We start from the raw sequence: 12,184 nt of genomic DNA, 5'->3' as shown, positions 1-12,184 counted from the left end.
CGGGAAGCAGACACCACGCACCACCAGGCACACCGCGGCGCTCCCTTCCCGAGCTAACGCCCGGTCCCACACTGCATCTGAGCAACATGGCACCGTGGGAGCAGAGCTTGCTCGCGAAGAGGCCCACGCTATCTCTACAGATCTAGAAGACCTGCCCGATAATCCCGTCAAACAACCGTCAAATCCGGCCGCCCCAAAGCCCGCGGCTTTTGCCCATCCCGTCCCTCCACCCGCCGCTCGATCACACCCATCACCCCGCAGCCATCCTCCAGCAAGACCTGGGCGGCACGGGCAAGGTGGCGGTAATCGCACTCGTCAGCGCCTTCAAGGGCGGCGAGTACATGGCGGGCGAGGTTCAGGCGTTGGTCAGCGACGGTACACAGATCAGCCAACTGAGCATGGCTATCAAGATGCAACACTGCCGACGTTTCAACGGTCGCAGTCAGGGGCAGGAAGCGAGTAGTGGTCATGCAAAAATCCTCAAGCGAATGAATGTACCCCGCAGGCGAAGCTGATCCGCAGATCAACGACTCGCACGGTGTCATGGTTCCTTGCTTTCAGGCTTCCACTCCTGGCCCCCGCAAATACGGTTGCGCGGGCATGCTAGGAAGCCGATTGGTCCCCGGCAACCCCTACAGATGTAGGGGGGCGCCCAAGTGCTTGAACCCCTTGAGGATTTTTTCTGCAATCAATGGTTGTATCTTCGCCCCAGACCGGTACAATGGCCCCGCTCGCTGCCAGGCGAGTGTTGTTATGGTGACCCCATCGGTCCCCCCGCAACGATTACCCGTTAACCTGGTCAGGCCCGGAAGGGAGCAGCCACAGCGGGAACATTGTGTGCCGGGGTGTGGCTGGTGGGGTTGCCTCCATTCTTACTAAGATCCTGATTTCAAACGACTTTTCGCTCTGTCACCGCGTGGTGATCCAAAGAGTGATCCATCGTGTCCCATATCCCGTCCTACCTTTGGTTGTCTCGACACTCGGTTTTCTACTTCCGAATCGTCGTGACCGATTGATGCCATTCATCCTCTCTTTCCTAAGCGTGGAATCCTAAGATCGTTACAGACCCGTTGCAAGCGGGAAGCGTTAATCCGTGGATGCGAGTTCCTTGCTCAAATCCAGCGTCTCTTCACCCTGGCGTTTAGAGGTACCAGTCTCTCGCTTGAGTGCCTCAGGGGCTCAAGGGAGACTGGCGGTACGCGGCTCAGTTGGGCGTCTTGGTTACGAAGCGAGTCTGAGGTCATTGTCGTAGGACTCCCTGAGCACAGCCTTCCCGTAGTTCCTGTAAGCACCCCGTTAACGCCCCAAGTGCCCAGCTCTGTGCCTGTGGAAAGCGAAACCTCCAAGGGCTGTATGGCGGTAGTAGATGAGCAATACCGCTCGCATTGGTGGCGGCGAAGGCCTAACTCTAGATCTTGCGGCCCTTATAATGGCCTAGCAGTATCAAAAGGCCATTAATGGCCTGCGCTCAGGGATTTCCTCTCGAGACAAGCGCACCACGACAAAGATTGAGGCCGGGCCTGTAGTAGCTGATGATTTTGAGACCTGGCTGAATGGGCGCCCAAAGTGGCTGCAGACAGCAGCTCGAATGCACATCGACTCAAAGCGGCAGCTGACTCAGAATGAAATCAAGTCCCTGGCTAGGCTTTGTAAGCTAGAAGCCAGGAATGAGGCTGACCCATGGTTCCTGACCGTTATACCTGGCACAAATCGGCAATCGGCCCTGGGTCCTTTATCAATCGGCAGGGTGGGTCAGTTTTCAATCAGCGCCACACTTGCGCAATCGCGCAATCAAGCTGTGCAACAGCGGTACAAAATACAAGGTGAGTACTGTCGCGCTGAGCGTGCCTCCAAACACGGCGGTGCCGATTGCTCTCTGGCTCGCTGATCCCGGACCGCTCGCGAGCACCAGTGGCAGTACGCCGAACATGAAGGCCAGCGAGGTCATGACGATTGGCCGCAGACGCATCCTCGCGGCGTCGAGTATCGCCTGGCGGGTGCTGCGGCCTTCACTCATGAGCGTTTGCGCCACCTCCACGATAAGGATCGCGTTCTTGGCGCACAGCCCGATGATGGTAATGACACCCACCTTGAAATACAGATCATTGGGCAACCCGCGTGCAGTACTCGCCAATAACGTGCCGAGCATGCCCAAGGGAATGGCCAGCACGACGGTCAGCGGAACCGACCAGCTTTCATAAAGCGCCGCCAGACAAAGGAACACGATCAGGATCGACAGGCCGAACAGTAGAGGCACCTGTTGCCCGGAAGTGTGTTCTTGCCAGGATTGGCCAGCCCACTCATAGCCGATACCGGTCGGCAACTGCGCGGCTAGTTCCGCGAGCCTGTCCATGGCCTGTGTCGTGCTATAGCCGGGGGCAGGGGTGCCGCTGATGTCCAGCGAGGGAAAGCCGTCGTAGTGATAAACAACCAGCGCGCCTCGCGTCCATTTCATGCTGACAAATGAACTCAGCGGGACCATGTCGCCTCGCTGGTTTCGTACCTGCGCCTCAAGCATGCTGTCCGGCAGCTTGCGGTCGTCGCTGCGAGCCTGGACAAGAATGCGCCGTACCTGATTATCTAGAATGAAGTCGCCCAGATACTGCGAGCCGTAGAGGGTTTCCAGGGTCCGGTTGATTTGCGATATCTCGACCCCCATGCTCTGCGCCTTGAGCCGATCGATGCTGACCCGCAGCTGGGGTGCGTCGTCTTGGCCGGAGAACTGAACGCTGGCCAGCGCCGGATCTTTGCTGGCCAATTTCAGCAAGCGGTCCTTGGCGGTCATCAGTGCCGCGTGGCCCACGCCTGCACGGTCTTGCAGCTGCATTTCGACGCCCGCAGAGGTTCCCAGGCTATTGATCGGTGGCGGTCGCAGTCCTTTGATCAGCGCATCGGGCTCACTGGAAGTGCCCTTTTTGAAGCGGGCATTGAAGCGCGCAAGGATTGCATCCATTTGTTGGTCAGGCTGTGTGCGCTGGGACCAGGGGATCATGGTGGGCCATACCATCGCCGCGTTTTCGCCATCGCCAAAATAACTGAAGCCCTGCACCGCGAAGATACTGGTGATATTGGCGTCCTGGCGCATGTACGCCTGAACCTCTTCGACCACCGCTCGCGTCGCGCCTTGAGTCGAGCCGGTCGGCAGCAGGATCACTGCGGAAAAACGGCCCTCGTCCTCGTTGGGCAGGAAGCCACCCGGCAAGTGCATGAACAGCAGGATGACTGCGCCCGAAAGCACGCCATACAGGCACATGTACCGAAGCGGCCGACTGAGCATGCGTTGCAGCGCCCGTCCATAGGCTGCGTTCAAGCGCTGGCTGAAAGTAGCGGCCCTGTCCTGTGCTGCAGCTTTCTGGTGTGGCTTGAGCAGCGTCGCGCACAAGGCCGGGGTGAGGGTCAGCGCCAGCCACGCCGACAGCGCCATCGGCACCGCCAGTGCAACGGAGAACTGTCGATAGATGGCCCCGACTGCGCCACTGAGGAACGCCATCGGCAGGAATACCGCTGTCAGCACGACGGTGATGGCAATGATTGCTCCGCTGATCTGACCCATCGCCTTGAGGGTGGCTTCCCGAGCGGGTAGTTGCTCTTGCTGCATGATGCGCTCGACGTTTTCCACCACCACGATGGCGTCATCCACCAGGATGCCGATCGCCAGCACCATGCCAAACAGCGTGAGGACGTTGATCGAAAACCCCAGTGCCCACATCACGGCGCAGGTGCCACTCAGTGCGATGGGCACGACCAGAGTAGGAATCAGCGTCGCTCGTAGGCTGCGCAGAAACACCCACATCACGAGGTAGACCAGCACCATGGCTTCGATCAGCGTGTAGCCGACCTTCTTGATAGACAGTTTGACGAAGGCAGAATTGTCGAAATAGGTCTGGAAATGCACGCCGGCGGGAAACTGCGTGGACAGCTCAGCCAGAGTGGCTTTAATGGCTTCAGTGGTGGCCAGCGCGTTGGCGTCGGAGGCCAGTCGGACCGACATGGCGGCAGTGGGTTTGCCTTCGAGAAAGGCGGGATAGGAATAGTCGCTTGCGCCGAGTTCGACCCGAGCCACATCGGCCACTCGCAGCGCTGAGCCATTGCTGTTGACGCGCAGGGGGATGTCACCGAATTCTTGGGCGGTATCGAGGTTCTCTTCAACTGACAACGGCGCGGTAAGCGTTGTGTTGGGCGAACTCGGCGCGGCGCCGAACGAGCCCAGAGGAATCCGCTCGTTGCGCTGGCTGATGGCAGTCACCAACTCGTTGGTGGTGATGCCCAGCGCTGTCAGTTTGTCAACGTCGGGCCAGATACGCATGGCGTATTCGGGGCTCCACAAGTTCACCGAGCCGACGCCGCTGACGCGCAGCAAGGCAGGTCGCACGAGGCTGGTGGCAAGGTCGCCGAGCTGAATATCGTTCACGTCAGGGTTGTCGGCGCTCAGCGTGACGTAGAGCAGCGGGCTCTGGCTGCTCTGTTCGACCTGAATACCCTGGCGCCGCACGCTTTCTGGCAAGCGTTCTTCAACTCGTTTGATACGGTTCTGCACTTCGACTGCCGCAAGCTTGGTGTTGGTGCCAGGGATGAGCAACACGTTGATTTCGACGTGCCCCTCGATACTGCTGGAGTTGAACGAAAGCAGACCCGGAACGCCGCTGAGCTCACGCTCAATGACCGAGGTAACAGTACGTTCCGCGACCTGGGGCGAGGCACCGGGATAAAACGCCTCAATGCCGATGCGTGGTGGTGAAACATTGGGGTAGCGTTCGACGGCCAGGTCAGTCAACGCAAAGGCGCCGCAGAGAAACAACAGAATCGCCAACACCCAGGCCATGACCGGGCGATCGATAAAAAATGCTGACATGGTGTCCTTATCGCTGGCTGATCGCCGCAGGTTCTGCCGATTCCTTTATTTGCACAGGCTGCCCGTCTCGCAAAGCGCTGCCTCCCAGAATGACGCGCTCCCCCCCCGAGAGACCCGAGTCGACCCGCCATTGCTTTGCTTCAAGGCAATCAGCCTGAACATATACCTGATGCGCGATCCCGTCCTGCGCCACCATGACATACGCGCCTTTGTCCCCCCGGCCCAAGGCGCGTTGCGGAATCAGAACGGCCTTGTTCGCGGTGGCACGTTCAAGCTCGACCTGCACGTACATGCCCGGCAGCAGGAGATGTTCCGGGTTGGCGAACACGGCACGAAGGGCCACGGTATCAGTTTGCGGGTCCAGCGCGGAGTCGGAGAAATTCAGTTTACCCGGAAGGCTATAAACAGAGCCATCGCTCAACTCAAGGCTAACAGTCTGGGCCTTCATGTCATCGGGGTTGGCTAGGCGTGCTTTGCGTAAAGCTAGGTAGTCGGCACCCGGCTGGGCAAACTCCACGTAGATCGGGTCGATCTGTTCAACGGTGGTCAACAGCGTGCCTTCATCCTGTCCAACCATCGATCCTTCACTGACCAAGGCCTTGCGCGCGCGGCCGGAGATGGGGGAGGTGACCGTCGCGTATTCGAGCTGCAATCGTGCGGAACGGACTTTCGCCAGCGCCAGTTGCTCCATCGCGCGTGCCTGTTTCTCCGCGAAGAAATCCTTGCGGTATTGCTGCATGCTGACGGAATGGTCTTCCACCAGCTGCTTGGATCGATAGGCGATGTCCGTGGCCGCATCGGCGGCGGATGCCGCTTGTGAATGTTCGGCTTCGGCAGAAGCCAGTTCAACATCCAGTTGGGCGGGATCAATTCGAAACAGTATTTGCCCGGCCTTCACATCCTCTCCTTCAATGTAGGCACGCTTCTGCACGGTGCCTTGCACGCGGGCGCGCACCTGAGCGCTGCGATAGGCAGTTATGCGCCCGGTCAGGCGCAGGATTCGGGTCTGTGTCGAGGGAGTGGCGGTGACGACGTCCACTACCGGCAGCGCAGGCGACGGAACCGCTATCTCTGGTGGGCGACAGCCTACAAAAAGTCCGCTGGAAGCGATCGCGAGTGCTGCCATCCATGGAGTGAAAGAAGCGATGTGCATGAGGTCCTTAGGGCAGCAGGCGCAGCGATTGCGTATGGATCTATGGTGCGCCAATCTAACGGAAAACCAGAGGAATATAATAGATCAATTAAACATAACTTTATCACCACCCACACGGTCATACGGTACCAGGATGGCCTCCACCATCGGCGTCGATGCGAATACCCAGCTGATATCTTTCCATCTCATGGAATCGCATCACCCGAAAGGTTGTATCTATGCTTATGTGCTTTATTTCGTCAGGTTGAGAAAGCTGCTTTGAGTGCGCTATTACCTTTGTTTCCTTTCATGCCGCTGGACGATATCGCGTGAGCACTTGGCCAACTTTCGGGGCGCCATATTCAGACGTAGGTGCTACCTCATTCGGAGTGGCGAACCAAGCTCGAAAGGGTAATACATGCGTCAATGGCCACGCTGTTGATCAAGGCTATGATGCGAAGAGTGAGGGGGTAGTGGATATCCAGCGCTGTATAGGCACGGTGTGTTACCGCACGATTACCTTGAGCGATGCGTTGGGCCGACCTATTAGGGCTAGGCAACCAGTGTGACGTCTGATCCCGTATCACAAACTACGCAATCTACAGGGATACCTCATTGACGACCTGGGCAGAAGGCTACGCGGGGCTGCGAGACTGACTTGGAGGCGGTGCCGTCAGATCTCGCCTTTGGATTTCAGCTGCGGGAGTTGCTACAGGCCTGCTCCAAGAAATTAACTTTCACGATTTTAAGGTTTTACATGACCTACCGATTCGGCATAAGTGCAGCCAGGCACGCATTAGTGCAATGCCATGTTATTCGCTCCTTCAATATGGCCCTGAATAATGTGGTATGTGAAGCCGCCAGGCGGCGACTTCGCATCAGTCGGCGGGGAGGATCGTTTAATTCTGCTAGGCTCGTTAGCCAAATAGAAAACAATTATCTGCGATCATTTATATTAAAAAGCGCCCATGCTACAAAAAAACGTACGGGGCAGCTAATATCTAGCCGGTACAAAATTCAAACCATGATATGCTCATCATAGCAGTCATTTAAATAATAGCTGCCTACATTTCTCTCACGGTAGATTGTAGGGTTGTGAGATGCGATAGTTCTAGCATTACGCCAGTGACGATCGAAAAGCCTGGTATTACTGGTCGCAGATGCCCCCCCAACCTCGAATAGGAGAGTGGTTGCTTCTAGGACCTGCTCTATAACGATTTGCTGTGCCTGATATGTTCGGATCTCAGCTTCAACATAATAAGACTCATCAATACAGTTCTGAAGTTCAGCTTGGTGGACTTTCTCTAAAATTTCAGCGGCTCCCATGACTAGTGACCAAGAAGAATAAGCTAAGCTAGATAGCCGACCAATAATGCGTTGAACTACAGGATCGTCCTTGGGGCTAGAATGGCCTGGTTCGCCATATGTCCTGGTACGGGATTTGACAAATAACGTAGCATCGCAAAGTACTGCTTTACAGATCCCGGCAAGAGTAGCTAAGTGAAAAAGTTGATGAAACGTTGCGATTATAGACTTGTTTCCTGCTGCCCTTCCGGGCCGACGCCTTAGAATATGTTTTTTATCTATCCGGACTCGATTGAAATGTGTAGTACCACTACCTGTCAACCGCTGACCAAAACCGTCCCAATCATCTTCACATGTCAACCCAGGCGAATTTATTGGAACCACTATACTAGCTGATTCTTCCCCTGATATTGCAAAGACTGTAGTCCAATCAGCATACAATGACCCAGTAGAATAATATTTTGTGCCATGTAGAATAAAGTCATCGTTCGGGTGTCTAGGGTCCGCTGGTAGCAGTTCAACAGAAAACGAGCTAGTATCAGTTCGCTCTGCCATAGCTGCTGCCCACAATTCCCCGGCTACAACCTTGCTGAACCAATATTCTTGGTCATCTGGATCTCCTAGCGAAAGTCTCCCTTCAACAAAGCTAAAATGCGCACGGAAAATCTGAGCAAGGTTAGAATCGGCTTTCGCAAGATCAGTTACTAAACGAAATAACTGCGGGAGGCTTGCCCCAGCTCCTCCATAGGAAACGGGTACCCGTAATGCACCAAAACCTGAGTCGCGAAGTAAATTTACCGCTGTATAAGCCAGTTCTCGATTTTGTTCCCTCTGAACAGCACCATCGCTAATGCTCTGAAAAATCCCGGAGAATCGAGAGCGCAGTTCTTCATATGTTACCGGTTCGCTGGATATGCTAGCTTGCTTGGTATTCATAAGCATTCCTATATATATAGAAGCATTCTGGCAATTGATAGTAATTAAAGGCTGGGCGACTATGAAGTTATCATAGGGCCAATGCGATGATGCAATAAACGAACAGCGTTGATATGTCTAAGGCGGTCCAAGTTTAGCCAGGTTGTCCAGTAACCTACCATAGCGCCCTATACTCTGGGTATCTACTTGGGCTCCGTTTATAACTAAACTATAAGCGCATGGAAGGTATCCGTCGAGCCAACCTTTGGGGTCAACTCTATCGCTGTTCTCTAATGTGGTAGCGACCCAGTCAACAAGCCAAGACATATCTTTTTCGGATAGGTTAACCTCATTCGCAACCAGAATTGCGAGCGTGGTGCGTAGTGATGTGTTTAATTTCACTAATTTATTTTGAACAGATCGGCATTCGTCCGGACAGCTTAACAACAGTCTCAGATCGGCAGGCGTAACTAGAGTGAGCGGCGGATTTAGAAATGTAGCTAACTTAGGAAGTGAGTCTTGCCATCTTTTAAGCATTTCAACGTTAATGCTCTCAAAATCGAGAACAGCTTCGTTGCTCAGCAAATTAATTACTGGGACGAGGGAAATATGGCGCAGGCGAAGCAGCATGAGATCTTTGAAAACCCTGTCGCTATCGCACAGATGAGACGTGCATTCTTTCGCTCCTAAGATTGAAGTAAGGCCGATAATGAAAGTGGCATTTCTCCTATGGGGAAGGTAATAAACCTGACCCCATATTTCACGCAAGCGCTGCGCCATCCATGCCTGTGGAGATGGCCCAGTAAATGGATCCAGATTCATTGGTACACCGAAACTATTGAAAACTAGATGGCCTAATGGGTTAAGGCACCTTTTCAGCGAAAGATGGAAGTTATGATCAAGCATAATGGGGGCATAACCCGTGTCAGTATACAGATCAACTACAATCACGTCATATTTATGAGTCGTAATAGCTACATACGTTTCAGCATCGGCAACGACACTTTCAAAATAGATGTGAGATCCAATTCGCTTTCTATTTTGCATGCTGCGGACAGAGGCAGTTTCATCTAAATCAACAGATACGATACGGGTAACACGAGTACTAGATGCGATGGGAGCCAACGCTAGTCCATCCGAAAGTCCTAGCATCAGGACCGATATCTGATCTTTAGCTTGGTCACCTAGATAACCGATGCATCCCATATCATCGTAATAGTCGCCACAGAAAACTTTGTCATGTTTGGGTTGATGTGATTGGCAAGCTAAATTCAAAATCATTGACATTTCCTGTATGTCTAGTTTTTTAATTTGCCTAGTCGTTAGTCACGAAACGCACTGGGGTATCTAGTAAAATAGGCATCCTTTAGGTTCGCGTCTTTGGCTCGCATGAATAGTTTAAAATCAGGAATCAAAAGTACTAGAAGGGATGTGGCTAGTACCATCGTGCCCAGGATTGTTACTGATGACGCGACCCCAAAGTTTGATACTAGGAAATTGATTAACGAACTACCGATTGGACTCGCTGCTGCGGACAAGAACGCTACTATAGCGAAAATCCTATTGCGATGAGATTTGGGCGTAGCTAATAATCTTACTGCAGAAGTGGGTATATTTATCAGCATCAAACCTATCCCGCCGCAAAAGAACGCTACAGGTAAAGTAAGAGGCCATATACCGATCCCTACTACCAGTATATTAATTCCAAGTAATGAAAATCCAGCAGATACGCAAATATCACGTGGTACACGGGTGGATAACCATCCGACCACTTTGTAACTCCCGACGAGGATGCCAAGCCCGAATGATGAGTCCAACAAACCTATATATGTAACCGGACCATGCACAACTTCTTTTACGTATAGAGGGAGTAAAATAGTAAAAAAAGGAAAAAGCGCAAAGTTTATCAGCATTGCAACAAGAGCTAGATAAAATTCAACTTTCACACCGCAGACGACTTTGAAGCCAGAGTATATCATGTTGAATCCACTGATTTTAGTAACGACAGAGTCTTCGCATGTATCTCCTATATTAGATGGAATTCCGAAAATTAGAAGACTAGCTATAATCACCACGATGAAGTCGGCTGCAAAAGCGCCAGTGACACCAAGCATGTAGATTAGTCCGCTAGCGATTGCTGGTCCTAGCAGAGTAGACAAAGATGACATCATGTTTTTAGTCTGAAATGCAAGTGTTACTTTTTCATTGTCTGCAAATAAAGATATAACCGATGCCTGCAGTGGCACACGAAGACCGACAACAGCGCTATTGATCGTCATGAGTAACCCGACGGTCCATGGATTAAAATTTGCTGTAGCCGATAGTGCAAACATTGCCGCTGTCGTTAGCAAACTAATTAATGAAGCGATCTTAATAATTACTATCTTATTGTATTTATCACCTAACCACCCGAGCATCGGTTTAGCTATTACTTCCGCCGTAATGGAGCAAGTGATAATGTTTGCGAAGAAGATTGCAGAACCTGTTTCCTGTAAAGCCCACCATGCCACAGCGAGCTGGCTGAATCGTCCGCCTAGAACCATAAGGAGGAAGCTGAATTGCAGCTTTAACAATCGCCGGTCATTCCCATTTTGGGCGCGCCCACGAGTAAAAATATTTGCGCTCATTGATTCACCTTTAGTCCCAACGAACCAGCTATATCAGGGCAGCCGTCCAAGACTGATGTTCGCGCTTTACTATGGTGATAGGCTTGATATAATTCAATACCTCCTTCAAGGTAATAAAGTTGCACGCCCTGGATTAGACCACGAACTGTTTTTAACGCGGTAAAGCTTCTAATCCCAGATTTGCAGTAAAAAACAACACGTCGATTGCTCTCGATCTCGTTCAAGCGTCGTATGATCTCACGCAGAGGAATAAGCGCTCCGCCAATTGAATTCTGCTGATGCTCGTCAGCCTCCCGTACATCAACTAATCGAAAGTCTTCTTTTTTTTCAATCCAATTGTGCAGTATCTCTGGGGTTAATTTATAATTTTCATCCATTTTCAGTACGGGGACATCGGCTAGCGTCTTCCAAGAAGCTGAATTGCGGGCTTTCTTATTGATGCTCAGCAAATTAAAATTATTATCCATACAGTCGATAGAGAGTAAAACGCCGCTCAGTATCTCACCAGCGGATAGGATGATTTTTATTACTTCATTGGCTTGGATGCAGCCAATTAATCCCGGAACAACCCCAATAACACCTGATTCTGCACAGTTTTGGGTCAAATAGGGTGGGGGCGGCGTTTCAAAGATATCTCTGAAACACGGACCGCGTTGTTGGGTTTCCTGGTCCAAGTAGTTGAATACGGATACCTGTCCCTCGAACTGATTAATCGAGGCATATACGACGATTTTACCAAGCCTTACACAGGCGTCGCTTATTAAATATTTTGCCTTAAAATTATCCGTTGCGTCGACTATCACATCATATTCTGAAAATATTAATTCTATATTTTCCGAGGTAAGTGACTCAACGAAAGTATTCACAACGACATCAGGATTTAGCTGGTTTATTCGTTGTTTAGCTGCCAACACCTTTGAGCTACCTATATCTAGAGTTGAGTATAGAATCTGGCGGTGCAGATTGCTCAATTCAACGATATCATCATCAATTATACCGATAGTGCCAATCCCCGCACCGGTTAAGTACAAAAGCACCGGACAACCTAAACCTCCCGCACCGACCACAAGCACTCTACCGTCCTTGAGTTTCTCCTGCCCGTTTACTCCAATTTCAGATAGGATAATTTGACGAGAATAACGTGATTTTTCTACTGAGACGTTACATTGCACTTTAGCCACCTGCCACTGCATTAATTAGAATTAGATTCGCATTGCTATTTACGGACAACCGAAGGTCCTGTTCGCTAACGACAGGCTGTCCGTCTAGGAATAATCCCACGAACGGAAGTGGATGGAGATCTTGTGAGAAAACTGGACCGATGAGCTCCGGGAACTGATTCACTAGGTTTTG

Annotated in this window: 7 protein-coding genes and 1 other RNA gene; 1 reads left to right on the top strand and 7 read right to left on the bottom strand. The window is 51.9% G+C overall.

Annotated features, from left to right (window positions below):
• Positions 1 to 167: 167 nt before the first annotated feature.
• Complete coding sequence (locus tag QBK88_RS26520) at positions 168 to 470, bottom strand: hypothetical protein (RefSeq protein WP_277964373.1); 303 nt, start codon at positions 468 to 470, stop codon at positions 168 to 170.
• Positions 471 to 763: 293 nt separating this feature from the next.
• Here QBK88_RS26520 and ffs point away from each other — a divergent pair.
• Positions 764 to 860, top strand: an RNA gene (gene ffs, locus QBK88_RS26515) — signal recognition particle sRNA small type.
• An 899-nt stretch (positions 861 to 1,759) separates the two neighbouring features.
• On the opposite strand, the gene QBK88_RS26510 is transcribed toward ffs, so the two are convergent.
• From QBK88_RS26510 to QBK88_RS26485, 6 genes are all read right to left on the bottom strand, one after another.
• On the bottom strand, positions 1,760 to 4,852 hold the full coding sequence (locus QBK88_RS26510; protein WP_277964372.1) for a multidrug efflux RND transporter permease subunit: 3,093 nt from the start codon (positions 4,850 to 4,852) through the stop codon (positions 1,760 to 1,762).
• A gap of 7 nt (positions 4,853 to 4,859) precedes the next feature.
• Positions 4,860 to 6,005, bottom strand: coding sequence for an efflux RND transporter periplasmic adaptor subunit (locus tag QBK88_RS26505; protein ID WP_277964371.1), 1,146 nt, complete (start codon positions 6,003 to 6,005; stop codon positions 4,860 to 4,862).
• Between the two features lie 996 nt (positions 6,006 to 7,001).
• Complete coding sequence (locus QBK88_RS26500) at positions 7,002 to 8,225, bottom strand: acyl-CoA dehydrogenase family protein (protein ID WP_277964370.1); 1,224 nt, start codon at positions 8,223 to 8,225, stop codon at positions 7,002 to 7,004.
• A gap of 117 nt (positions 8,226 to 8,342) precedes the next feature.
• Entirely contained in the window at positions 8,343 to 9,485 is a 1,143-nt protein-coding gene (locus QBK88_RS26495; protein WP_277964369.1) for a spermine/spermidine synthase domain-containing protein, read from the bottom strand.
• 41 nt (positions 9,486 to 9,526) lie between these two features.
• Positions 9,527 to 10,831: an MFS transporter gene (locus QBK88_RS26490; protein WP_277964368.1), complete on the bottom strand. Its 1,305-nt coding sequence runs from the start codon at positions 10,829 to 10,831 to the stop codon at positions 9,527 to 9,529.
• Positions 10,828 to 12,012, bottom strand: coding sequence for a HesA/MoeB/ThiF family protein (locus tag QBK88_RS26485; protein WP_277964367.1), 1,185 nt, complete (start codon positions 12,010 to 12,012; stop codon positions 10,828 to 10,830). The genes QBK88_RS26490 and QBK88_RS26485 overlap by 4 nt, the downstream gene beginning before the upstream one ends.
• Positions 12,013 to 12,184: the final 172 nt, after the last annotated feature.

Source organism: Pseudomonas sp. RIT-To-2 (assembly GCF_029623465.1).
Lineage (GTDB): Bacteria > Pseudomonadota > Gammaproteobacteria > Pseudomonadales > Pseudomonadaceae > Aquipseudomonas > Aquipseudomonas silvicola.
This window is presented reverse-complemented; position numbering and strand designations above follow the sequence as displayed.